The sequence below is a fragment of the Peribacillus sp. NPDC058075 genome, assembly GCF_042885195.1.
Taxonomy (GTDB): domain Bacteria; phylum Bacillota; class Bacilli; order Bacillales; family DSM-1321; genus Peribacillus.
Map to the genome: position 1 here is coordinate 2,235,825 of NZ_JBHVSL010000001.1, position 21,395 is coordinate 2,257,219.

General features: G+C 38.0%; 24 protein-coding genes. 7 read left to right on the forward strand and 17 right to left on the reverse strand.

Features of this window, described 5'->3' with window-relative positions:
• Positions 1-307: 307 nt before the first annotated feature.
• Genes ACFVS1_RS11065 through ACFVS1_RS11075 form a run of 3 tightly spaced genes read right to left on the reverse strand, consistent with a single transcriptional unit; the run spans position 308 to position 3,097 of the window.
• Positions 308-1,321: a bifunctional metallophosphatase/5'-nucleotidase gene (locus ACFVS1_RS11065; RefSeq protein WP_352924548.1), complete on the reverse strand. Its 1,014-nt coding sequence runs from the start codon at positions 1,319-1,321 to the stop codon at positions 308-310.
• A 47-nt stretch (positions 1,322-1,368) separates the two neighbouring features.
• Positions 1,369-1,596, reverse strand: a complete 228-nt coding sequence (gene tatA / locus ACFVS1_RS11070; RefSeq protein WP_352924546.1) for a twin-arginine translocase TatA/TatE family subunit — start codon at positions 1,594-1,596, stop codon at positions 1,369-1,371.
• A 55-nt stretch (positions 1,597-1,651) separates the two neighbouring features.
• Entirely contained in the window at positions 1,652-3,097 is a 1,446-nt protein-coding gene (locus tag ACFVS1_RS11075; RefSeq protein WP_387547278.1) for an alkaline phosphatase PhoX, read from the reverse strand.
• Between the two features lie 505 nt (positions 3,098-3,602).
• Here ACFVS1_RS11075 and yyaC point away from each other — a divergent pair.
• Positions 3,603-4,118, forward strand: coding sequence for a spore protease YyaC (gene yyaC, locus ACFVS1_RS11080; RefSeq protein WP_387547282.1), 516 nt, complete (start codon positions 3,603-3,605; stop codon positions 4,116-4,118).
• An 89-nt stretch (positions 4,119-4,207) separates the two neighbouring features.
• Here yyaC and ACFVS1_RS11085 read toward each other — a convergent pair whose 3' ends face one another.
• Together ACFVS1_RS11085 and ACFVS1_RS11090 are read right to left on the reverse strand one after the other, a co-directional pair.
• A complete protein-coding gene (locus ACFVS1_RS11085) occupies positions 4,208-5,518 on the reverse strand; it encodes a CitMHS family transporter (RefSeq protein WP_387549304.1) in 1,311 nt (436 codons plus the stop codon).
• Positions 5,519-5,769: 251 nt separating this feature from the next.
• Positions 5,770-6,633, reverse strand: coding sequence for a LysR family transcriptional regulator (locus ACFVS1_RS11090; RefSeq protein ID WP_034313052.1), 864 nt, complete (start codon positions 6,631-6,633; stop codon positions 5,770-5,772).
• A 145-nt stretch (positions 6,634-6,778) separates the two neighbouring features.
• Between ACFVS1_RS11090 and ACFVS1_RS11095 the strand changes: the two genes are divergently transcribed.
• Together ACFVS1_RS11095 and ACFVS1_RS11100 are read left to right on the forward strand one after the other, a co-directional pair.
• A complete protein-coding gene (locus ACFVS1_RS11095; protein ID WP_352924538.1) occupies positions 6,779-7,906 on the forward strand; it encodes a 2-methylaconitate cis-trans isomerase PrpF family protein in 1,128 nt (375 codons plus the stop codon).
• Positions 7,907-7,957: 51 nt separating this feature from the next.
• Complete coding sequence (locus ACFVS1_RS11100) at positions 7,958-8,104, forward strand: hypothetical protein (protein ID WP_352924536.1); 147 nt, start codon at positions 7,958-7,960, stop codon at positions 8,102-8,104.
• Between the two features lie 629 nt (positions 8,105-8,733).
• Here the strand turns inward: ACFVS1_RS11100 and tcuA are convergent.
• Positions 8,734-10,245, reverse strand: a complete 1,512-nt coding sequence (gene tcuA, locus ACFVS1_RS11105; protein WP_352924534.1) for an FAD-dependent tricarballylate dehydrogenase TcuA — start codon at positions 10,243-10,245, stop codon at positions 8,734-8,736.
• 266 nt (positions 10,246-10,511) lie between these two features.
• Between tcuA and ACFVS1_RS11110 the strand changes: the two genes are divergently transcribed.
• From ACFVS1_RS11110 to ACFVS1_RS11120, 3 genes are all read left to right on the forward strand, one after another.
• A complete protein-coding gene (locus ACFVS1_RS11110; protein ID WP_352924532.1) occupies positions 10,512-11,372 on the forward strand; it encodes a LysR family transcriptional regulator in 861 nt (286 codons plus the stop codon).
• Between the two features lie 51 nt (positions 11,373-11,423).
• A complete protein-coding gene (locus tag ACFVS1_RS11115; RefSeq protein WP_387547287.1) occupies positions 11,424-12,551 on the forward strand; it encodes an AbrB family transcriptional regulator in 1,128 nt (375 codons plus the stop codon).
• 393 nt (positions 12,552-12,944) lie between these two features.
• Positions 12,945-14,267, forward strand: coding sequence for a CitMHS family transporter (locus tag ACFVS1_RS11120; RefSeq protein ID WP_352924529.1), 1,323 nt, complete (start codon positions 12,945-12,947; stop codon positions 14,265-14,267).
• Between the two features lie 662 nt (positions 14,268-14,929).
• On the opposite strand, the gene ACFVS1_RS11125 is transcribed toward ACFVS1_RS11120, so the two are convergent.
• Entirely contained in the window at positions 14,930-15,250 is a 321-nt protein-coding gene (locus tag ACFVS1_RS11125) for a hypothetical protein (RefSeq protein ID WP_352924527.1), read from the reverse strand.
• 233 nt (positions 15,251-15,483) lie between these two features.
• Between ACFVS1_RS11125 and ACFVS1_RS11130 the strand changes: the two genes are divergently transcribed.
• Complete coding sequence (locus tag ACFVS1_RS11130; protein ID WP_387547291.1) at positions 15,484-15,966, forward strand: DUF456 domain-containing protein; 483 nt, start codon at positions 15,484-15,486, stop codon at positions 15,964-15,966.
• A gap of 205 nt (positions 15,967-16,171) precedes the next feature.
• Here the strand turns inward: ACFVS1_RS11130 and ACFVS1_RS11135 are convergent, their stop codons facing one another.
• The 10 genes from ACFVS1_RS11135 to ACFVS1_RS11180 form a co-directional block, all read right to left on the reverse strand.
• On the reverse strand, positions 16,172-16,951 hold the full coding sequence (locus ACFVS1_RS11135; protein WP_352924524.1) for a sulfite exporter TauE/SafE family protein: 780 nt from the start codon (positions 16,949-16,951) through the stop codon (positions 16,172-16,174).
• Positions 16,952-17,002: 51 nt separating this feature from the next.
• The gene (locus ACFVS1_RS11140; protein WP_241588927.1) at positions 17,003-17,230 is read right to left on the reverse strand and encodes a sulfurtransferase TusA family protein; all 228 of its coding nucleotides are present in this window, start codon (positions 17,228-17,230) and stop codon (positions 17,003-17,005) included.
• A gap of 42 nt (positions 17,231-17,272) precedes the next feature.
• Positions 17,273-18,400, reverse strand: a complete 1,128-nt coding sequence (locus ACFVS1_RS11145; RefSeq protein ID WP_387547294.1) for an MBL fold metallo-hydrolase — start codon at positions 18,398-18,400, stop codon at positions 17,273-17,275.
• Positions 18,401-18,447: 47 nt separating this feature from the next.
• A complete protein-coding gene (locus ACFVS1_RS11150; RefSeq protein ID WP_387547297.1) occupies positions 18,448-18,711 on the reverse strand; it encodes a DsrE/DsrF/DrsH-like family protein in 264 nt (87 codons plus the stop codon).
• A gap of 11 nt (positions 18,712-18,722) precedes the next feature.
• Positions 18,723-19,295 (reverse strand): sulfurtransferase TusA family protein, encoded by a 573-nt coding sequence (locus ACFVS1_RS11155; RefSeq protein WP_387547300.1) that lies wholly within the window; start codon positions 19,293-19,295, stop codon positions 18,723-18,725.
• Between the two features lie 55 nt (positions 19,296-19,350).
• Positions 19,351-19,647, reverse strand: coding sequence for a rhodanese-like domain-containing protein (locus ACFVS1_RS11160; protein ID WP_241588932.1), 297 nt, complete (start codon positions 19,645-19,647; stop codon positions 19,351-19,353).
• Positions 19,648-19,664: 17 nt separating this feature from the next.
• Positions 19,665-20,024 (reverse strand): rhodanese-like domain-containing protein, encoded by a 360-nt coding sequence (locus ACFVS1_RS11165; protein ID WP_387549306.1) that lies wholly within the window; start codon positions 20,022-20,024, stop codon positions 19,665-19,667.
• Positions 20,025-20,057: 33 nt separating this feature from the next.
• Entirely contained in the window at positions 20,058-20,537 is a 480-nt protein-coding gene (locus ACFVS1_RS11170) for a DsrE/DsrF/DrsH-like family protein (RefSeq protein ID WP_352924510.1), read from the reverse strand.
• Positions 20,538-20,654: 117 nt separating this feature from the next.
• Complete coding sequence (locus ACFVS1_RS11175) at positions 20,655-20,951, reverse strand: monooxygenase (RefSeq protein WP_387549308.1); 297 nt, start codon at positions 20,949-20,951, stop codon at positions 20,655-20,657.
• Positions 20,952-20,999: 48 nt separating this feature from the next.
• Positions 21,000-21,260 carry a metal-sensitive transcriptional regulator gene (locus ACFVS1_RS11180; protein ID WP_352924506.1) on the reverse strand — a complete coding sequence of 87 codons (261 nt, stop codon included), beginning with the start codon at positions 21,258-21,260 and terminating at the stop codon, positions 21,000-21,002.
• Positions 21,261-21,395 lie beyond the last annotated feature (135 nt).

Consider the following 21,395-nt stretch of genomic DNA (forward strand, 5'->3'; position numbering starts at 1 on the left):
AATGAACCCATTAGTACTCTTTCAAACGATTTTCAGCAAACAAAAAAAGGTGTTTCATGGTAATAAGTGAAATTTTTGCAATCTCTACAACCTAACAAATTATTTGTTCACTAACGATTCTTTTTAGCACATTAATTAGTGGAATTAAGCTAAACTAAACAGATAATCTCTACCTAGGCTCAACTCTCGTCAGTGGAAATGGCAGGAAATGAGCAATAATTAAAAAGCCTTGCAGTCTTTACTTTATCTTTAATATAGAAAGGACAAAGCGAATAACCTCGCTTTGTCCTTTCCTCATAGCATTTGATTATTGTGCTTTCAAATCTGCACGATAATCGTCTATAATCGCTTGTATCTCTGGATCTGCCGGAACATTCGTAACGTCGTAGAGGAAACCATCCGATTTGACCAAAGTCATTTTGGCGTCAACGACTTCAAAGGTCAAATTCAGGCGGCCCAAATAATGTTCTTGTTCTCCGCCAGCTTGAGTAATTGGCACCATCACCTCTCCGTTGAATTCGTATTCGGGAGTTTTGATGACCTTGTGTGTATCTGCACCGATTATCGCTGAAACTCCGGGAACCAGAGCCAGCTTATGGTCTTCAGGATTTCCGGCATGCGAAAGGACAATGTTAACGTCAGACTTTTCACTCACTTCAGGAAGCAATGCATTCAACGCTTCAACCGGTTCGATGAAATCGAGGTCTGCAACATCATCCCAACCGCGAATTTCCGGCTTCATCGATGTAAGGCCGATCATGCCGACCTTAACGCCATTGAAAGCAAAACTCTTCCAAGGTTTTACATTCTGTATGTACTTTCCTGTTTCCCTGTCCATTACATTACCAGTAAGGATCGGGAAATTCACGTTGCGGTGGTAATCCTTTAACTGTTCATAACGGCTGTCCGGTGTGCCCTCTCCGGCAGGGTAAACGCGGAAGTCGTTGTTTCCTAGAGCCATCGCATCATAGTCCAAAGCTTTCAAAAGAGACGTCTCCAACTCTCCTTGACCCGCCTGAAACTCGCCGCGCAGGAAGACATCCCCCCCATCGACTAAAAGCACATTCTCCTCTTCATCGCGCACATTTTCAATGATGGTGGCATACTTCGCAATAGAATTATGATGAAGGGTTCCATCATCCAGCGTAACGATGTCATCCAGATGACCATGAAAGTCATTCGTCTGGAGAATGGTGAGTTTAAACTTCTCTCCCTCCTTGAGCTTTTCCTCCGCATCTGCGGTAACTGGCTTAGCGACAAAAGCGGCAGCCATCGCCAGCGAAAAGCAGCCCGTCAAAAATACCTTCCCCATTTTATTCATACTATTCCCTCCAAGCAATTACTCTATTAAATTGTAAAACAAGTTATTTAGTTCCCAGTTTTTTCGGATTTTTCAAGAACTACTAGTTTATTTTTTTCTTCAGAGTTAGTTTTTTCTTCTTTGTCATTGCTGATCAAGTCATTTGTTGCCTTTTTAAATTCTTTTAAAGTGTTTCCAAAAGCACTTCCAATTTCGGGTAATTTGGAAGGGCCAAAAATGATTAACGCAATGACTAGAATGAGAATTAGGCCAGGGATGCCGATACTAGATAACAAATGTCTCACCTCCTACCATGATGGTTTGAAAGAACCCCAAAAATGCGATCATCACTTATAAAATTGGCATACCATGACGCTCTAAAGCTGCTGCTTCTAATATAGACATGCCTTGTTCATCTGCAAATGCAGTAAGTTTATCCGAAACAACAGGAGCAAGACTAGCTGGCGGCAGAGCCTGGTTCATAGCTCGTCTGCGGGTAGAATTTCTGCGTGCAAATGGCCCCCAAATCGCAAAGGTGATACCTGGTGTTTGCATATTTACAAAGAAAGTATTTCCATCTGGAGAAAATGTAGGGCCTGCAAATTCTGAACCGTTCATCATATTTTCAGCGAAAGTATAAATATTTCCTTCAGGAGTTAATCCGACGATACGATCATTACCGCCACCATCTTCGGCGATCCAAAGATCTCCCCAAGGGGTGATTGTAATGTTATCCGGTGCTTCTAAATCATTTTTATCAGTAGACTCATAGAATAGTTCTAAGGTGTTTGTTGCTGGCGTGTAGCGGTAAACACGGCCAAGGCGTGCTGAACCTGCGCTTGTATCATCAAACCATAAAGTACCTTCAGAAAAATAAGCCCCTTCTAAGCGGCTAAACTGAATACAGCCTTTATCCTTAGCGTCTTGCTGTGCGATTTCAGGATTTAATTTTTTCCAAACAATCCCGAATTTTTGTCTAGTACTAAATTGACTTGCAGCTGCAGCCGGCAATTCATCAATCGCTGCTGCTTCAAGGATACCGCCCTTTTGCAGAGAACCTAGCTTTTGACTACGGTCATGTGGTGTAAAACGGTACAAGAAGCTTGGACTTGCGTCTTCAGTTAAGTACCAAATGCCTGTTGAAGGGTCAACATGCCCAGCTTCATGGGAGAAATAACCCATATCACGGATCGGTGTTCTTGACATTTCGTTTTCAGGATCAAGCGGATTCACTTCAAATACAAAGCCATGTCCCATATCACGAGTTTCCTCCATTGTTAACCAAGTGCCCCACGTCGTAGCTCCACCCGCACAGTTACGGATTGTACCTGAACTTGATACATACTGATCAATGATTTTGTTATTTTGTCCAACGATTAATGTGGTTGTGCCGCCGGCAGCACCAGCACTCCAAGGTTTTTTTCCGTTTACAGGGTAATCTGAATTTGTCCCATTTTCATGGTTTCTTACAAGAATGGTTGTACCCTTCTCTCCTTTATAGGCAGCCATTCCATCGTGAGCAGAAGGGACAAGGTCACCATTAGGCATGATATCACCAGTTCGTGAAAGCATTTTGTAATGAAATCCCCTTGGCAGATCAAGAACTCCATTTGGGTCTTTTACTAATGGACCATAGCCACCAAACCCACTTGTTGGATTGCTGGCTTCCGCTGCAAATCCTTTTGTAGCTCCCGCAAGAGAAAATACCCCAGTTGAACCAAGTGTTAATGCTAAAGTACTCATTCCGCCAACTTTTAAGAAATTACGTCTGTTTAAACCGCTATTGCTGGATTTCATCAACATTACCTCCAAAAAATCTTTTTGAGGGGAGCTGTATTCCTTATAGCAAACCCTACCCTCAAAATTAACAGACTTTTTTAAATGCTCTGTTAATCCCGTGTGATTTTATTCCTTCGCAAGGAAAATAAACCAAAAGTCACGGTTTATCGAAAAACAGTGGAGTTTATAACCATATTTACAACATGCAAGAGGTGGAAATTGATGGTTTGAGTCAAAAGTGGAGAAAAAACTAAGGATTTGTCATAAAAAGACCGATGCAGAATATTAAAGCTTATTAATAGTTTGTAAATATACAGATACTATATGACATACTTGTTAACCCGATTAATTCATATCTCCCTTACTGCATTTTTTTAGCTTGTTAAATCTAAGAATATAAAATATCCATCAGTCTCAAGCGTATGCTCATATTTACAAGCATGATATCTTTTTTATTCGTATAATAGAATAAAAGGGAATCAAAATGAGTCTAATTCACAAAAAGAGGGAGCAGATTTGTTCTGTGGAACCAAAAGGCGAAGAAATAAACAGTTTAGCATTAAAAGTCAAAGAGATCATTCAATCTTCAGGATGTCAAAACGGAGATGTAATCTTTCTGTGTATTGGTTCAGACCGATCAGTTGGAGATTCATTGGGACCTTTAGTCGGAACGATGCTTAAAGAACATACGGTGCCTTATCGTGTTTACGGTACCTTGGAAAATCCGGTTCATGCATTTAATTTAAAAGACACGTTGAAAGAAATTAATAAACAATTCAAAAAGCCTCTTATTTTTTGTGTGGATGCTTGTTTAGGGGAACAAAACCAGGTCGGTTATGTTTTCTTGAAGGATGGACCTCTTGTCCCAGGGAAAGCTTTAAAAAAAGTATTGCCTGAAGTGGGAGACTATCATATTATAGGAATGGTAAATTATATAGATCCGCTGCCAACGATGCAATTTTTAAATGATACTCGTCTATACACGGTTATGACTTTGGCGAATAAAATTGTAAAAATCATTACTTCCGGAATTAAATAAAAGAATGGGCTGTGCCAAAACTTATGATAAATTGGTTTTGGCACAGCCCAAATTGTTTAAGTTCGAGAATTTATTTGATATCGTTACACTTAAATAATAGCCCCTGTCAAGATAGCGGCAATGATAAGGACTAATGAACAAATTAGAGCCCATTTAAATGCATACCGCTGAAATTCCCCGATATCTGTCTTTACCATCCCTACTAGTAAAAGAGTCGAGGCCACGAGTGGACTTAAGAAATGTACAGGCTGGCCCAGTACGGAAGCTCTGGCAATTTCTAAAGGACTTACCCCATAAGCTTCTCCTGCTTCGGCAAGAATTGGCAAAACACCAAAATAGTAAGCATCATTGGATAAAACGAACGTAAATGGCATGCTGGTGAATGCAACGACCATCGGTAAAAAAGAGCCTAAAGAATCCGGAAGGATCGCCACTAAGGAATTGGCAATGGCGTCTACCATTTTCGTTCCAGAAAAGATCCCTGTGAAAATACCAGCCGCAAATACTAATGTGACAACGGTTATAGCGTTTCCAGCATGTGCCCCGATTCGCTCTTTTTGCTGTTCTATATTAGGGTAATTTATGATCGAAGCAAGAACAAACCCGATTAGAAATAACACCGGTACGGGTACTAAGCCCATTACAAGAACGACCATGACTGTGAGCGTCAACAAAAGATTGACCCATATTAATTTAGGGCGCTTTAAATCATCTTGGATGGCGGAAGCTACCGCTGCTTCAGCAAAAGCCCCTTTCATTTCAGGTGCGGACTTGATATAAACAACGCCAAGCCTTTTGCGCTCTTTTTTCCCAAGTACATAAGCGGTAAAAAGAATAGCTGCCATTCCTGAGAATAGTGTGGGGATAATCGGGACAAAGAATTCATTTGCATCCAGACCCAAAGATGCTATTGCCCTTGTAGCAGGACCTCCCCAAGGAGTCATACCGCTCATAATACTGACAGCCAGCATAGAAATAGTGGCAAGAATAAGCGGATTCATACCGAGTCGTAAATAAAGAGGCAGCATAGCGGAAATCGTAATCATATGAGTAGTGGTACCATCACCATCCAAGGCAACGGTCATTGCGATTACTGCTGTTCCTATCGCTATTTTAACCGGATCCCCTTTTACGATTTTTAACATAGTTTTAATAAGTGGATCAAATAATCCAGCGTCAATCAGAACTCCGAAAAACAGAATAGCGAACAATAGCAAAGCGGCTGAAGGTGCGACAACCTTTATTCCATCGAGCATCATATCTCCGATCTCTGGACCAAATCCGCCAATTAATGCAAAGATAATTGGAATGACTACAAGAGAATTAACAGGTGATAACCGTTTAGACATGATTAAATAAGTAAAGACAATGACCATTGAAATTCCAAGTAACGTTAGAATATGAATCCCCCCCAATATAGAAACCGCTTACAAATTAGATAAAGAGTTTGAATAATTAAAAAACAATGCATATTATATTTTTAGCTTCCCTGTTGCTTGTTTTCTATTTTTAGAATAGTTCATAACAGTAAATAAGTGAAATACATATTTTTTGTACTTTTACGAAAAAAAAACTTATAATCCATTTTATATTAAATGAACAAATCCAAAAAGCACAATGAAATTGTCAATAATTTCATTGTGCTTTTTCGTTAAAGATTGGAATTTTTATTCAAGAAATCAATAAAGTTTTTCACAGTAGAGAGTTTTAATGAATCTTGGTTATACATTAACCATGTATTTCTTAACACCGGCTTCCCATTTTTGTAGGATAACCCGTATGTATGCAAATTATCTGAAGGCTGCAGGCATATTTCCGGCAGAATAGAAACACCAAGATCATTTTTGACCATCTCTTTGCACGTTTCCTGCCGATCTGTTTCCATAGTTACAAATGGTGGCTCAGGGAATCTATCATGCCACCAGCCATTTATTAAGTTCTTTAAAGAACTGTCGGTCTTATAATTTATGAATGGAAGCTCTGGCAAATTATCCAAATCTACCTCTTTCTTAGAAATTAAACAAAGTCTTTCTTTATGCAGTAACGATTTGATTCCATACCATTCATAATTTCCACGCAGAATGCCTAATTGAACACTAGAGGAATCCAGAAGATGCATGATTTCGGTACTCCAGCCCGTATTCACATTAAATTGTACATGAGGATATTGTGTTGAAAACTTTTTCAGTATTTCTGGTAGTTTATATTGGGCAAAGTTGCTGGAAACGCCAAGCCTTAACGTTCCTCTTACCTCATTTTTCATATTCAGCATATAATCTTTCGTTTTTTGCAACTTTTTCACCATTTCTTCCGCATAGCCCGCTAAATGTATCCCTTCTGAAGTGAACTCAATGCCCCCTTTTATTTTGAAGAATAGGTTTGTGCTAAATTCTTTTTCTAAATTCTTAAGCCGGTACGTTAACGCCGGCTGCGATATATATAAACGCTCTGCGGCACGGCTAATGTTTTTTTCTTCATATAGTACCCTTATCGCAATCCAATCTTTTTCGTCCACTTAAGCATCTCCCGTCTTTGGATTATAAGTTTTTTTATCATTTTTATTAAAAAAATATGTATTTTACTTATGATTAAACTTATCATACTATATTTTCAAAGGGAACGGTAGTGCTATTAATTGGTTGAGAAAGGGTGGTTATACAATGAAAGTACCAGTAGTTGTAATGCGCGGCGGGACAAGTAAAGGTGTGTTCCTTAACTTTGAACATATGCCTTCGAATCCCTCAGACTGGGAAAGTTTCTTACTTGACGTGATGGGCAGTCCGGATCGGAGACAGATTGATGGTCTTGGAGGAGCGAATTCATTGACAAGTAAAGCAGCGATTATCAAAAAATCAGATTCACCAGAATTCGATGTGGAATATACATTTGCTCAGATAAGCATCGATAATCAAATGGTTGATTTTAAAGGAAATTGTGGAAATATTTCTTCTGCTGTAGGACCTTACGCCATTGAGCAAGGTTTAGTCCCTGTAAAAGAACCTGTTACAACGGTGAAAATCTTTAACGTGAATACACAAAAACTGATTATTGCAGAAGTAGAGGTTGAAAATGGACAAGTGAAATCAGAAGGCTGCTGCTCAATTCCTGGGGTACCAGGTAAAGGATCACCTATTTATCTTTCTTTTACTCATGCAGAAGGAGCAGTTACAGGAAAACTTTTTCCTACAGGAAACCCGATTGACATGATAAAAACCAAGGATCGGCTGATTCAAGTTTCAATTATAGATGTTGCCAATCCACTTGTTTTCGTAAGGGCACAGGATATTGGTTTAAGCGGAAGCGAATTGCCCTCTGATTATTCACAGGAAAAATTAAATGAACTAGAAGAAATCCGGTCGATTGCAGCTGAAATGTGTCAATTTTCCGATAAGAAATCAGCTACTGTGAAATCTCCTGCTGTGCCTAAAATGACCATAATTGCTCCTCCTATGGATTACGTCGATCTAAACGGAGCTAAAAGAAAAGCGTCAGAGATGGATCTGATGATCAGAATGATGTCGATGCAAAAGCCCCATCAAGCGCTTGCTATTACAGGGGCCATCTGTGCAACAGCAGGGGCTTACTTACAAGAAACGGTTTTATCTGAGATGGTGAACATTAAACACGAAATTTTCCGATTAGCCCATCCTGCGGGGATAATGGAAACAAAGGTTGATTTCTTGGCAGGACACATACGTGCTATTAAAGTGGTACGCACAGCAAGAATCATCTTGGAGGGATACGTGTATACGAAAAAAAATTACGAGCATTCCTATCAATTAGCTTGATTTGAATTGATCTACAGCAAAAAAATTTTCTATCTCCTGGAGGCTTGTCAAATGTGGGTCATCACTGTCTTTTTAAAAGGAAATATTAAAATATTTGAATTTGACACAGAAAAAGAAGCGAAAGAACTATACAAAAATATAAAAGGCACTAAAATTCTTTCCGAAATTGTTTACTTCAATGATCCTTGCTTTGTATAAATGAGTTTTCAATAGAGCCCAGACTTTAATGTACTTAACCTAATCAATGTCTTAAAAATGCAATAATAATCTATGAATGAGAATAAAAAATTTTCCTAGTAAAGCCAAAACTCTTATACAAATTAGGGTATAAATACTGAAACCAGATTTTTAGTGTTACTATGGTATTTAAGAAAAGCTCATTACTATCTATCATCTTGTTTAGAGAAAATACCAATACACAAATCCACTACCCTTCTTCATGCTGAACTTTAGCATCGGAGTGATAAACAGCAAAATATAACTGGTAAATTGATAAGTTAGAACTGATTTCATTCACGTTAATGCCCATCTGATCCATTCCTGCTGGTACTGAACTCGTTTAAAGCTAGTAGTTAAGAATCTTATTGTCTGCCATCAGGACGCTTAAAGCTATACAATCACTCATCTGAAAAAACTCCAATCGATAAACGGTTACTAAGTTTCTATATGATATGAGTTTTAGTCAAAGCATAAAGACTTTTAATCTGTTAAAATAACAAACAGCCAAGGACTTTTTTAAGTCTTGGCTATTTTTCATTCTTCTACTACACGTAACTCGATTATTTTTTGGACACACTCTTATCTAGTAAACCATTCAAGGAAAAGACTCAATGATTATGGATCGTTTCAACCTTTTCTTGAGAATAGCGTGCTGAGGATGATCCAGCTAATTTTCCAAAGACTGCTCCAGACATTAACCCGGATCCACCAGGATAGTTTTCATAAAAAATCCCCCCAATCATTTCACCAGCCGCAAAGAGACCTTTTATCGGTTGTTCTTCTTTGTCTAACACATGGCCCGTAGCATCTACATGCAAACCACCGAACGAGAAAGTGATTCCGCACGTTACAGGAAAAGCATAGAATGGACCTTGCTCAATTCGAAGTGCCCAGTTGGATTTAGGAGGAGTAATTCCTTTCGTTCCTTTGCCATCTTTCTCTGCGGGTCTATACTCGCCATCTTGTACCGCATTGTTATACTCTTCGATCGTTTTAAGAAATTGTGTTTGATTGACCGGCAGTAAACTAGCCAACTCTTCAAGCGTATCTGCTTTATAAATAGTCGCCTCTTCAAGGTCATATTCTTTACGCAGCATCGGGCGTACCTGCGCATCATAAATTTGATAGGCCACATGTCCAGGCTGTTTTAATACCTCACGGCCGTATTTGGCATAGGTGTAATTTCGCAAATCTGCTCCTTCATCAACAAACCGTTTCCCTTCATTATTAAGCATGACGCTGTACGGATAAGAATGCTTTTTAAAAATATCTCCCGGCTTCGTGAAGTCTCCTACTTTTGGGGCATTATAATCTGTTCCAATAGAATGACATCCAGACCACTGCCCAAATTTTTGAGCACCCACTGCCAAAGCCATGGAAATGCCGTCTCCTGTGTTGAACTCGGTTCCACGAACAATAGCCGCTTCCCATTCTTCACCAATATTTTCACTTCTCATTTTCTTATTGGCTTCAAAGCCTCCACAAGCCAAAATCACACCGGATGTCTGAACAGTTACCATTGTATGATCCTTCTCAACAACGATGCCAGTTATTGTGTTATGCTCTGAAACAAGCTCCACAGCACGTGAATCGTACCAAACGTCGATGCCGATTTCTTCAGTCCGCGCGAAGAGCTGTCTCATTAAGCCAACGCCTTTATCCTCCGTTTTGATAGGCAGTCCTCCCCAGAAATTGCGCTTGCCATCTTGTACGAAGGATTGATTTTCATAATTCAATTCAAATTTTATTCCCTGATCACGCATCCACGTAATTGTTTCATACGATCTAGAAACCAGCTGTTTGGCTAACTCTGGATTACTTTGTCCACCTGTTACTCGCATTAGATCATTGTAATAATCTGATTCCGTGTATTCAGGCATTACAAGTAACTCGGATTCTTCATCTGTTAATGCAGGTATTATATTTCTGATTGCGTCTAAATTATTGTATGCAACACGAATGGCCCCATCCGTAAAGAAAGAGTTCCCTCCACGCTTTTCCACTGGTCCCCGTTCTAATACAAGAACTCTAGCACCTCCCTCTTTTGCTGAGATTGCGGCACACAAAGCTGCGTTTCCTGCCCCTACTACAACTACATCATAATTTTGTGTATTTGACATTTTTACCCCTCCTGTTTAGTAGTGATAACTCTTATGTAAATAATAAGTGAAAATAAAGAATAAAAATAATATTGTTTTTTTATTCATTGCCATAGAAAAATTTTATGAAAGAACGTTGAAAACGTAAAATATAGTGAGTCTGTTGATTTACATAAAAAGATAGATTTCTTTTTTCAATAGTTGTATGATACTTTTAGAAATCAAATAAATTATCATTTTTTATAATTAACCATAAATATTTTTTATGGTTAAAGGAGAAAAATTTTATGGATGAAAAAGACTGGCTTATATTAATTACTCTTTACGAAGAAAGAAATATAACAAAGGCAGCACAACGACTATTTATTTCTCAGCCAGCTTTATCCTATCGTATAAAACAGCTGGAAAAAGAGTTCAAAACAAATTTAATCTCTAGAGGCAAAAGAGGGGTCGAGTTTACAGTTGAAGGGGAATACCTCGTTCAATATTCGAAAAATATGCGTAAGCAATTAGGAGCTGCAAAAGAACATATTTCGAATTTGGATAAAAAAGTAAAGGGAACTTTGCGATTGGGTGTATCTGGCTTGTTTGCCCGATATAAACTACCAGTATTATTAAAAGAATTTTTAACCCTATATCCAGAGGTTGAAATCAGTTTGAAAACTGGATGGAGTTCTCAAATTCATCAAATGCTTCAAAAGGAAGAAGCACATCTCGGGATAGTTAGAGGTCCTTACAAATGGCAGGAAAATAAAGTGTTATTTCAAGAAGAAAAGATTTGTATTGCCTCCAGTAAAAAAATTGAATTAAAAGAACTTCCTTTTCTTCCTAGAGTTAATTATCAGACAGACCAATCGTTAAGTAATACTATTGAAAACTGGTGGCAGGAAACATTTGCGTTACCACCTAAGATTTCAATGGAGGTAGATCGGATTGAAACATGTAAGGAACTGGTTCTTAATGGTTTAGGATATGCCATTTTACCAGAAATCTGTATTAAAAATGATGATCCACTGTATACTTTCCCCATTGTATTAAGCGATAATAGTTATTTGCTAAGAGAAACATGGGTTTTTTATCGGGATGTGACTATGGATTTGGCACAAGTAAAAGCATTTATTGATTTTCTTAATGATACTAAACAATGAAACAAGACAAGACGAAACGAAGTAAAACTATTACAAAGGAAGAGAATTATTATGAAAAAGTGGGATTTAAATAATGCAAGCAAGTCAATCCAATTTTCGGCTGCACTTCTAACTGCTTTTATTGGAGGCAGCCTTTTCTCTCTTATCAGGTTTCCAATCCCCTGGCTTCTTGGTCCAATGGCAGCCCTATTAATTGCATCACGCTTCAAAAATGTTAAATTAATTTGGCCCGTTTCGATGAGAAATACTGGGTTAATTATTGTCGGTTATTCAATAGGCATCTCCTTTACCAAGAGCTCACTGTCTGATATGATCAGTCACCTTCCCTCAATGTTGATCCTTACAACCTTAATTGTCCTTGTGTGTGCATGTTCTGCTTTTGTTATGTCAAAATATTCCGGCATTGACTTTCCTACCTCCTTAACGAGTAGTATTCCTGGAGGTTTATCACAAATCGTTGTGTTTGCAGAAGAAATGAAAGGTATTGATATTACGACAGTAACCTTTTTCCATGTTACAAGAGTGATAATGGTTGTTTTCTTAGTTCCCCTTTTAATTATCAGTCCCATTTTTGCAGCGAATAGTACCAATGGTTCCTCTAAAATAATGGATAACGTTATTCCAGAGTGGAGTGATTTATTTCCTCTTATCTTTCTGTTCGCCCTTATTTGTTTTCTCGGAGCAAGAATAGGTAAAATATTCAAATTACCAGCTCCTTATTTTTTAGGACCAGTAATCGTTTCTGCTGCAATAGGTCTTTTAGGTTTGCAGGGACCACCACTTCACCCTACGATTCTTGATATATCTCAATTTATGGTTGGCGGTTATATCGGGTTACTATTAAAACCGGAACAACTTGACAACAAAAGAAAAACCTTACTATTTGCTTTGATGAACGGTCTAATTTTGATTCTTGCCACAATGTTTTTTAGTTTTCTACTGACCCAGTATTATGATTTATCGACTATTACGGGTTTTTTAAGTTTAGCCCCTGGTGGAATGGATCAAATGGGAATCATTGCACAAGAAGTAAATGCTGATGTATCTACTGTTACCAGCTATCAACTATTTCGGATGGCTTTTATTTATGCCGCAGTGCCTCCATTACTAAAATTGGTATTAAAATTAAGTTTAAGAAAAAAAAACAAGAACAGTCATGTAAAACTAAATGTTAAATAAAAAAAGGAGGAAGCTTTGCTCAAGGACAAAGAAAAAGTCTTATCGATAAAGAAAAGATGGTTATCATACACAATATTTAGATGATGACCTTCTTTTTAACACTAAAAATAGCATTGAATTTTTAACAATTTCTTTATTGTATCAATGATCCCTTGGCTTTCTTTGCTCTCCTCCGCAATCTTTTTTTAAGAATAAATTATTTTGATACCAATACAAAAAAAATATGTATTTAACTTATTGTTCTCCCTGTATTACCTTTAATAAAGAAAAGCGCATAAGCACAGTGTAAAACTTATTAGTCTACCAGTTAATTTTTCTGAAGAGTCACAAAATGATTTCTTACATCCAGAAATCATTTGAAAGCGCATTCAAAATATGGGAGGGGATTTAATAATGTTTCTTACAATTTTAGGCATCTCCATGGTTACCGTTTTTACCTATTTAATTATGTCCAAACGTTTATCACCCATTGTTGCTTTAACTTTAGTTCCGATCGTTTTTGCAGTGGTTGGTGGTTTTGGAAGTAAAATTGGCACTATGATGATGGAAGGCATTAAGCTAGTCGCTCCTTCTGCAGCTCTATTATTATTCGCCATATTGTTTTTTGGTATTATGATAGACACGGGCTTATTTGACCCACTTATCAAAAAGCTATTAAAAGTCGTCAAGGGAGATCCTGTCAAAATTTCGATAGGTACCACAATACTTGCCTTACTCGTGGCCCTAGATGGAGATGGTACAACAACGTATATCATTACTGTTTCAGCTATGTATCCACTTTATAAACGAATCGGTATGAATCCATTGGTTTTAGCCACAGTAGCCATGCTAGCTTTAAGTGTTATGAGTGGTATGACCCCCTGGGGTGGACCTGCTACCCGAGCAATAGCAGTATTGGGACTTGATGCATCCGAATTTTTTGTTCCACTTATTCCTACCATGATCGGTGGTGCTCTTTGGGTTATTTTCGTCGCATTTATTTTAGGGAGAAAAGAACGTAAACGACTGGGTGTAATACACATTGAAGAGTTGAAAAATGAAATTGCTGCTACTGTAGAAAATGAAGCCACTGATTCATTTCCTCATATTGACATTAAACGCCCTCGTTTTTTGTGGGTAAACTTACTACTTGTGGCAGGCATTATGGTCATTCTTATTATGGGATTGGTACCCTCCCCTATTTTATTTTTGGTCGGTTTCGCTATTGCTTTAATGATTAACTACCCTAATCTGGAAATGCAAAAAAGACGTATTTTAGCACATTCTGGAAATGCTCTAATTGTTGTTCTACTAGTTTTTGCGGCTGGAGTATTTGCAGGAATCTTTTCCGGTACAAAAATGGTTGATGCTATTGCTAATGGACTGGTTGCGATAATACCTGCTTCATTCGGACCGTTTTTCCCTGTCATTGTTGGCATTACAAGTATGCCATTCACTTTCGTTTTATCGAATGATGCCTATTATTTTGGAGTTCTCCCCATTCTTGCAGAGGCAGCTTCTTCCTATGGTATTAGTCCGTTAGAAATTGCAAGGGCTTCTATATTGGGACAACCCGCTCATTTAATGAGTCCACTTGTTGCATCAACCATTCTATTAGTTGGCATGGTTGATAAAGACCTTGGAGAATATCAGAAATTCGCATACAAATGGGCCATCTTGACATCGTTAATCTTAACTGTATTAGCTATAATCAGTGGCGCTATTTCTTTTTTGTAAATTATAAAAGTTTTTGTAAACTTGTTTGCTAGTAAATATCCACAGGATCCTTTCCAAAAACAAAGACTAAGGATTTTTGATCCATTTCATAATGATGAGGAACTAACAACTCTTGAAAGAATAACTCGGTGGCTTATCAGCAGATACTTACATATTTCTCATTTGGCAACTCTAATACCGCATTTAAAAGACCATGAAGAAGATGAAATTAAACCCACTCTTAAATAAAATAGCCTAAATAGATATAGCATCTAATCATGTTTGGGGTTACTACCTATGGAGGTTTTAAATAATTTAATGGAGGAGCTTTGGGATCGTACGAATGACTACCCAAATATTGAGCATGAAAGCTACTCAATCAAGAATAACCAAAAGAATTAATTGGGAAGAAGCTGTTAGTATCATACAATCCTTCCTTTATTTTATTATTCATGCACTATAAATATTATATTGTTTTGTTATGAAACTGCCCTGAAAGTTGCATAAGGTTGAAGCTGCCTTAAAGACAAGACAGCTTCAACCTTATTGATTGCTCTCAGATGACAACAAGTTGTATTTGAACTATACCGTAAAAAAATTTTTCAAAAGCTAAAAGCAGTTGTGTTTCTTAGATGAAAACAACTGCTTTCATTGTAGTTTTTTTATTTTCCCATATGGAAACCTTACTTAATAAATCCATTAAGAAATTGATATAACTCTTCTAATTCACTTTCTTTTGCCACAATACAGTTAGGGTATTGTTTTATCTCTGCTACGCTGGATAATTTAAAATCATTGGGAGTCGGGAGTCCAGAAGCACAAATCATTAAAAAGTCAGCAAAGTGAATTAACCCAGTCACTGATGACGTTTTTATGGTCATTTGCCCCATTGCTCGCCCTGCGAACAAACCCTTCATTGCACTTTTTCCACTTGTTCTTTCTATTACTATTCTACTTTCGTCTATTATTACTTTTGTTCCTGATTTTAAATCAAAAATCTTCATCTTCTTAAACTCCTACTTTTCCTTTAATATTACAACATCCTTAACTAACCTGCCCAGTTTTTTGAATAAGAAAAAGGATGCCGCAACAACCCTAGTTAAAGTGTTATTATAAGAATTGATCAACAAGTTCTTTTTGGCAATTCACTCAAAAAAAGAATGAATGGTTTTTGTCCCTAAATAGAAATATAATTTAGTAGATATATGATAAGTAAGTAAGAAAAGGTGGAGTTTTATTGGATATTTTATGGTGGGGGTTAACGATCGTCTTATTTGCTTTAAGTTTTGTAGGAATTATTTATCCTATTATTCCTTCGGTTGTTGCTATTTGGGGAGGATTTGCAGTTTATCAATTCCTCATCAATTCTGATGGGTTATCGTTATGGTTCTGGATCAGTATGGTTGTGTTGAGCGGTGTATTAATCGCGGCCGATATTATCGCAAATAGTTATTTTGTTAAAAAGTATGGGGGGTCAAAAACATCCGAGACAATAGCCGCTATTGCCACGATTGTTGGTTCATTTGTCTTCCCTCCTTTTGGAATAATTCTCGTACCATTTTTAGCGGTCCTCGTTTCGGAATTAATCATTCAAAAAGATATAATGAAGGCTACTAAAGTTGGGTTTGCAACTATCATCGGTTTTTTAGGCGGCAGTTTAGCCAAAGTAGTAATTCAATTATTGATGATTGTTTGGTTTATTTTAGCGGTAATTTTTTAATTATTTGTCAACGGCTACAATATGAAAAAGCTGACTTTCTACAGTCAGCTTTTTCTATTAACAGAAGTCCCATTGACTTATCTGGTACAAGTTAATAAGAAAAAAAGTGATGGAGGAAAAGGAATTAGTGAACAATTCTTTAGCGATAGAATTCTTTTTAGAATACTAATATTATTTTCACACCTGCTTCCTTTCGGGTCAAAACTCAAGACATGATCCCCACCCAAGTTTTCACAGCCGTCGCTAATATCAATAAAGCCAGTATGACTTGCAGCACTTTTACATTCATTTTTTTACCAGCCATCGCCCCAAGCGGAGATGCCATTAAACTAGCAACTACCATGATCAATGCCGGATAGAAGTCAACTTGACCCGTTGAGATTTTCCCTGCTGTTGCACCAATGGATGAAATGAAAGTGATTGCTAATGATGATGCAATCGTTACCCTGGTTGGAATTCTTAAAACGATAAGCATGATCGGAACTAATAGAAAGCCCCCTCCGGCACCGACTATCCCGGCACCTAAACCAACGATTAAGGCAAGGATGGCCGCAAGCCATTTGTTGAAGGTTACTTGATCCAAAGGGATATCATCTATCCCTTTCTTAGGAATGAACATCATGACAGCAGCTATCAACGCCAAAATGCCATAGACGATATTCACACCGTTTTCCGACATCGATTGTGATCCGAAACTTCCAACCACGCTTCCGATTAACACACTGATCCCCATATAAAGAATCAGCGTTTTATTTAAATGTCCGCTCTTACGATAGCTCCATATACCTCCGATGGAAGCAAATAAGACTTGTACAGCACTTATACCTGTCACTTCATGGGCACTAAATGCCGCTAAACCGAAGATTGGGGGAATAAACAGCAGCATTGGATAATTTATTATCGAACCGCCGATGCCGAGCATTCCTGAAACGTATGAACCTATAAAACCAATCAAAAAGATGGTCATGATAAAGGTGATATCCATTGTAAGTGCCTCCCTTAAAAGAAGGGAACCCTAATGGTTCCCTTCTCTTTATCAACCTTTTCTAATCCAAAATTTCAGAATATCATTTTCTTCTGCCGTTTCCACCAGTTCATGGCCACCGGATTTAGACCAAGCGGCTAAGTCGGCTTTAGCTCCTTTATCGGTTACATGTATTTCCAGCACTTGCCCGGTTTGCAAATCATTCATCGCTTTTCTCGTTTTAACGATCGGCATAGGACAAGCTAGTCCCTTAGCATCTAACACTTTATCTGAATTCATATTTCATTCCTCCTATTTTCTTCGCTTCTATTTTTATCGGTATTAACGAACCGCACAGCGATTTGGCCCGATTTCCATTTCACGCTGTTTTTCATCATCAGGCTCGATTTTCCCCATATTGGTTTCACGAATTTCTTGATAAGCGTTTGGTTGAGGCGGTAAATTACCTGTTACCAGCTCTCTAAATTCCGCTTCATCCGCAATGTTCAATCCGTGATTTTCAGCAAACAGCGCATCCAACTTTTTAGCGACACTTCCATCTTCATTCAATTCATCAATGATCATGAAATGTGATGGCAATACGATTAACTCGTCTGATAATTCTCTATAACGTGTATACAGTGTTTCTCTCAAGTCGCCGACCCAATCCTCAGCCAGCCCTGCTAGGTCCGGTCTGCCAATCGAATCAATGAATAGTATATCCCCGCTTAGCAAGTATTTTTGATCGACCACAAATGAAGTGGATCCAATGGTATGGCCCGGGGAGTATAATGCTTGGATATCAATTGCTGTATGACCGATCGTTATGACCTTACCGTTTTCTAATGGCTGATATTCATAAGTCACTTCAGCCGCATCTTTTGGCGGCAGCCAGTAAGTTGCATTTGTTACTTCCGCTATTCGTCTTCCACCTGAAATATGATCGGCATGTAAGTGCGTATCCAGAACATGTGTAATTTTCACCCCGATATCATCGGCGAAATCAAGGTAGGCATCAATCATTCTAGTAGAATCAATAACCGCTGCTTCACCATTGGACACGACCATGTAAGATAAACAGCCTTTACCAAGTCGAACAAATTGGTGAATTACGCCCCCGTTGGTCAATTCACCGATTTTCACTGGTTCCAAATGTTCACTCCATGCTTTCATGCCGCCCTTTAAATAAGAAACATCCAATCCAGCTTCAGATAACATTTCAGCTACCATAACGGAAGAGCCTTCCTTTGCACAAACTACCAGTATTTCTTTATTGTCTGGGATTTGATCGAGAATTTCTTCCACGCCTTCTAGTAGATCAAAATAAGGGATATTAATGATTTCAAAATTTTCCCCTTCAATTTTCCAATCATTGTAGTCACTTTCATTTCGAACATCCAAAATAAATAAGTCGGTTTTATTGATTACTTTCTTTGAAACCTCAGCGGCTGTCATTTGCTTATACGCCATTCTATATACCCCCTACAGTATTTGTGATTTCAAAATTTTTTCCTTCATTAAAAGATTAATGTAACATCTGCATTTTTGGCAAACTCCAAAATTGTGACCGTTCCACCTACTTCAATACCGTTAACGAAAGCTTCTTTTTCGATGCCCAAAACGTCCTTGGTCATTTGACACCCTAAAAACTTGACGTCCATTTCCTGTGCCATGAAAACTAATTCTGGTATGGAAGGAACATTGGCCTTTCTAAAGCCTTCGATAGTAAAGAAAATCGCCACTTCTTGATCTGTTGCTGCTGCCGTTGTGATGTTAAACACTTTATACTTTTTTATTCATTCAAAGATTTTTGTGAAGGCCCGTTCCATTGGCTCATGCCTGGTACAACATTGAATACCTGTTCAAAACCGGCCGCCATCAGTTTTTGTGCAGCAAGATCACTTCGGCTGCCAGAACGGCAAATCACGAAAATCTCTGACTCTTTATCAAGTTCATCCATACGTTGTTCCAATTCACCCATTGGAAGGGATTTAGCTTCTGGAATATGATAAAAAGCATACTCTGCCGCTTCTCGTACATCCAGGATAATCATATTCCTGTTTTTTTGCATAAGTTGATGAAGTTCTTCATTTGTAATAATTTTTTCATGCTTCTTCACTGCTGTTTCTTCTCCGCTTGCTTTCCGAAGATAATGTTTTAGTGTGGTTCCTTCTTCAACCGTACCCAAGTATTGGTGACCTGAACTTTCCGCCCAAGCTTTCATATCGGCGGTTGACCCTTTATCAGTTGCTTGAACCTCGAGTACTTCCCCCGCTTCCAAGCCATTCATGGCTTTTTTCGTTTTTACGATTGGCATTGGACAGGCTAAACCTTTAGCATCTAAAACGGAATTTGTTTTAATCATTTTACTTCCTCCTCTTGTATCTTTTATAGGGATGGGGGTATAACTGGATATAAAATTATTCTGTGGGACCTTCCCATTCATTCATACCACCCATCATGTTCAACACCTTATATCCATGATTCTCAAGTAACTGGGCTGCCCTTGAACTTCTGCCCCCTGAACGGCAGACGATGATATATTCTTTTGATTTATCCAAATCCTGCATTCTAAATTCCACCAGACCCAACGGGATGTTCAAAGCATTTGGTATTTTCCCTGCCTTTACTTCATCCACCTCCCGCACATCAATAATATGAACTGGCGAGTTTTCCTTCAATAATGCACTCACTTCATTCGGTAAGATTTCTTTCATTTTTTATAGACCTCCTTTTATTCGCTCCAAGAACTCATGCCGCCTTTTACGTTGGTGACTTCATTAAACCCGAGTTTCTTCAAGACTTTACTCGCATTACTGCTCCTCATCCCGCTTTGGCAGATTACAACCACTTCTTTATCTTTTGAAAGTTCATGTGCCCTTTTGCCAAGTTCGTTTAGAGGTATATTTTTAAAGACCTTAATGTGATTGCCCCTATATTCATTAGGAGTACGGACATCAATGAATTGCTTATTTCCTTTATTATTCAACAAAGCTTTTAACTCCGTCGCATTTATATTTTTTATCCCCTTTGCCGGGACAAAGCGCTTATATAAAAACCAAACGATGAAACCTAATATGATGAGATTAAATATAGTTCCCAATTGGACTCACTCCAGTAACCAAATTTATATAAATAAGTTTACATTTCCATCCTCTGCTTCAGCTAAATAAGCGGCAACACCTGCATACTCAATTCCATCCAATAATTCCTCTTTCTGCAAGCCCAATAAATCCATTGTCATCGTACAGGCAATAAGTTTGATATCCTGTTCTTGGGCCAACTCAATTAAATTTGGGAGTGACATGGCGTTATGCTTTTTCATCACATGTTTGATCATTTTAGGCCCCATCCCAGCAAAGTTCATGTTTGATAGACCCATTTTATCAGAACCACGCGGCATCATTTTTGCAAACATTTTTTCAAGAAAACCTTTTTTTAATGAGTTCGGCTCATCCTTCCTTAAAGCATTCAATCCCCAGAATGTATGGAAGATGGTCACTTCATGATCGTAAGCCGCAGCCCCATTTGCAATGATATAAGCAGCCATAGCCTTATCATAATCACCACTAAATAATATGATCGTCGTTCTTTTCTTTTCAGTCATTATGTTTTCCCCCTGATTTATTTTTATTTCTCCAAAATACCCTACGGGGTATATATTATTCTAAAAAATATAGTTCGTCAACCCACTTCGCTAAAAAAGAATGGAATGGGTTATTCTTTATTTAATTGGTCCATGATTAATTGAAGTCAATCCTTCATTCACTTCGAATATTTTTCCATTAACCTTCTCTATACCAAAACCATTTAACCGAGCTGTGTGCATTTTCAAGTACTTACATGCGGATTCCTTCGTTTTAAACAGGTAAATGCCACCTGTTTCATTTGCCTCACTGTCTTCGGTCCAAATCTTCCAGATCAAGCCTTCTTCATCATTAATACCTTTTGCTAAATCAGTAAATTCATTGACCATTTCGTGGCCAAATGGCCCCTCCATTTTAAAATCCACTTGTAAAATTTAAGACATGAAAAACACTCCTTATTCTACAGTTCAGGTCAAATTCGTTTACCTGCTTTTAATCAGTAAATTAACCGCTTCCTTGACTAAATGATCAGTGCCTTCGCCTTTCTCGACGTTTTCCCGAACGCATTGCTCAAGATTGGCACTTACGATAACACCCATGGTCCTATCGATGGCATTACGTGCAGCCGACAACTGAGTGACGATTTCCCTGCAATCTTTTCCCTGCTCCATCATTCCAAGAACACCCTTGATTTGTCCTTCAATCCGCTTCAAACGATGAATGCTGCTTTTATTATACTCCATAGTCCGCCTCCCATCTATTTACAAATAGTCATAATGAATATTCATAACCCTCATTATCAACAACATTATCGTTCATAAGATTATAAGCCCATTGCCAAATAAATCGCCTTTTACTCGTGAGTTTGAGCATTTTAC

Coding starts and splice junctions, on each gene's coding strand:
- ACFVS1_RS11115 (WP_387547287.1), top strand. CDS start 11,424: ATGAAAAAGTGGGATTTAAATAATGCAAGCAAGTCAATCCAATTTTCG.
- ACFVS1_RS11140 (WP_241588927.1), bottom strand. CDS start 17,230: ATGAATTCAGATAAAGTGTTAGATGCTAAGGGACTAGCTTGTCCTATG.
- ACFVS1_RS11170 (WP_352924510.1), bottom strand. CDS start 20,537: ATGACTGAAAAGAAAAGAACGACGATCATATTATTTAGTGGTGATTAT.
- ACFVS1_RS11100 (WP_352924536.1), top strand. CDS start 7,958: ATGTGGGTCATCACTGTCTTTTTAAAAGGAAATATTAAAATATTTGAA.
- ACFVS1_RS11145 (WP_387547294.1), bottom strand. CDS start 18,400: ATGGCGTATAAGCAAATGACAGCCGCTGAGGTTTCAAAGAAAGTAATC.
- ACFVS1_RS11135 (WP_352924524.1), bottom strand. CDS start 16,951: ATGGATATCACCTTTATCATGACCATCTTTTTGATTGGTTTTATAGGT.
- ACFVS1_RS11120 (WP_352924529.1), top strand. CDS start 12,945: ATGTTTCTTACAATTTTAGGCATCTCCATGGTTACCGTTTTTACCTAT.
- ACFVS1_RS11095 (WP_352924538.1), top strand. CDS start 6,779: ATGAAAGTACCAGTAGTTGTAATGCGCGGCGGGACAAGTAAAGGTGTG.
- ACFVS1_RS11125 (WP_352924527.1), bottom strand. CDS start 15,250: ATGAAGATTTTTGATTTAAAATCAGGAACAAAAGTAATAATAGACGAA.
- ACFVS1_RS11180 (WP_352924506.1), bottom strand. CDS start 21,260: ATGGAGTATAATAAAAGCAGCATTCATCGTTTGAAGCGGATTGAAGGA.
- ACFVS1_RS11065 (WP_352924548.1), bottom strand. CDS start 1,321: ATGAATAAAATGGGGAAGGTATTTTTGACGGGCTGCTTTTCGCTGGCG.
- ACFVS1_RS11155 (WP_387547300.1), bottom strand. CDS start 19,295: ATGATTAAAACAAATTCCGTTTTAGATGCTAAAGGTTTAGCCTGTCCA.
- tcuA (WP_352924534.1), bottom strand. CDS start 10,245: ATGTCAAATACACAAAATTATGATGTAGTTGTAGTAGGGGCAGGAAAC.
- ACFVS1_RS11160 (WP_241588932.1), bottom strand. CDS start 19,647: ATGAAAGAAATCTTACCGAATGAAGTGAGTGCATTATTGAAGGAAAAC.
- ACFVS1_RS11075 (WP_387547278.1), bottom strand. CDS start 3,097: ATGAAATCCAGCAATAGCGGTTTAAACAGACGTAATTTCTTAAAAGTT.
- ACFVS1_RS11110 (WP_352924532.1), top strand. CDS start 10,512: ATGGATGAAAAAGACTGGCTTATATTAATTACTCTTTACGAAGAAAGA.